Here is a 295-nt window from a genome sequence, read left to right as displayed (position 1 = left end):
CGCCCTGCACGAGAACGAGCTGCCCTTCATCAACGGCGGGCAGCCGGTCCCGGTCCCCGAGGTCGGGATCGGACTCTCGCTCGGCGTCATCGTCGGCGTCCTCGCGGTCACCACGGTCGCCAGCCTCGTCGCGGTACGGATGAAGCCCGAGCTGGCCGAGCAGGGCAGCGGGATCACCGCGCCGCCGCTGGCCCGCACCAAGGAGGAGGCCGCGCAGATCGAGGCCCAGGACGAGCAGGCCGACCACCGGGTGAGCGCGCCCCCGCGCGACTGAGACCCACCCCCCCGACGGGCC

The 295-nt window shown here is 74.6% G+C and carries 1 pseudogene; it reads left to right on the top strand.

What is annotated here, in order from left to right:
• A pseudogene (locus DBV35_RS29820) lies at positions 1 to 274 on the top strand (hypothetical protein); the annotation flags it as partial.
• Between the last annotated feature and the right edge of the window lie 21 nt (positions 275 to 295).

It is taken from the genome of Acuticoccus kandeliae, from assembly GCF_003073115.1.
The sequence above is the reverse complement of the archived record's forward strand: the minus strand, read 5'-3'. Positions and strand labels throughout refer to the sequence as shown.